The 1,559-nt window shown below is 67.8% G+C and carries 1 protein-coding gene; it reads right to left on the bottom strand.

Going from position 1 to position 1,559, the window contains the following annotated elements:
* A partial coding sequence (locus AC3EQ1_RS31270; RefSeq protein ID WP_432097677.1) for an acyltransferase domain-containing protein occupies window positions 1–1,546 on the bottom strand: 1,546 nt, incomplete at its 3' end.
* Window positions 1,547–1,559: the final 13 nt, after the last annotated feature.

Genomic DNA, 1,559 nt, shown 5'->3' with positions numbered 1-1,559 from the left:
GCACGGCCAGCACACCGGAAAGTGCCGGATGGTCTGCGATGACGTCCTTCAGCCGACGGGCCAGTTCGTCACGGTCGGATGTCGCGTCCGACAGTTCGAGGGACAGGACCTCGGCCCCGCGGGCTCGCAGTGCATCGCCGGCCCAGGTACCGACGCGGCTGCCCTCGGGCATGGCCACGAGCCAGGTTCCGGAGAGCGGCTGAGGAGAGGGCTCGCTCACCGGTCGCCATTCCACGCGATAGCGCCAGTCCTGGATGGTCGAACGCTCCCGGCCCTGCTGTCGCCATCGGGACAGCAACGGCACCATCGCACGCACCGATGCGTCGTCCGGCACGTCCAGCACGGACGCCAGGGTGGCGACATCCTCGCTGTCCACGGCTTCCCAGAAGGCCGAGTCCGCCGTGTTGAGCTGCTGCTCGTCGGACTGCGGTTCCGGAACGATCCAGTACCGCTCACGCTCGAAGGCATACGTCGGCAGGTCGACGCGACGGGCACCCGTACCCGCGAACACCGCCCGCCAGTCGATCTCCACACCGTGAACATGCAGGCCCGAGACCACGCCCAGGAGTGTTTCCGCCTCCGACCGGTCGCGGCGGAGTGCCGGGACGAGGAGTGCCCTGCTGTCGTCGGGGAGGCAGTCGCGGACCATGGCGGTGAGGACGCCGTCCGGGCCCAGTTCCAGGTAGCGCGAGACCCCTTCGGCGTGCAGGGTCTGAACACCGTCGGCGAACCGGACCGCCTCCCGGACGTGCCGCACCCAGTACTCCACCGAGCACAGTTCCTCCGTGGTGGCGAGAGTACCGGTGAGGTTGGAGACCACCGGAATCCGTGGTGCTTCGAACGACAACTTCCCGACGACCGACGCGAACTCCTGCAGCATCCCGTCCATGTGAGTCGAGTGGAACGCATGGCTCACCCGCAGACGTGACGTCTTCACCCCGGACGCGGAGAAACGCTCAGCCACTGCCAGCACGGCATCCGCATCACCGGAGATCACCACCGACTGGGGACCGTTGACCGCGGCGATGGAAACACCGGAGACGGTCGTCATCGACGTGCGCACTTCGGCTTCGGAGGTGGCGATGGCCACCATCGCCCCACCCTCCGGCAGAGCCTGCATCAACCGGGCACGCGCCGCCACCAGCACCGCAGCATCCGCCAGGGACAGTACGCCCGCCACATGGGCAGCCGTCAACTCGCCCACCGAATGACCGGCCACATACTCCGGCCGCACACCCCACGACTCCACCAGGCGGAACAGAGCCACCTCAAGAGCAAACAACGCCGGCTGCGTGAAACCCGTCCGGTCCAACACCCCGGCGTCCGTACCGAAGACCACACCCCGCAGCGGACGCTCCACATGCCGGTCCAGCTCACCACAGACAGCGTCGAACGCCTCCGCGAACACCGGGAAACGGGTGTAGAGCTCGCGGCCCATCGACAGGCGCTGGGAACCCTGACCGGTGAACAACACCGCCAGCTTCCCCACACCAGCAGCGCCCTCCACCACACCCGGCGCCACACCACCCGACGCAAAGGCAGCCAAAGCAGAGACACCA

This window comes from Streptomyces sp. bgisy100, assembly GCF_057709105.1.
Note: the sequence above shows the minus strand (reverse complement) of the source record. Positions and strands in the feature narration are given on the sequence as shown.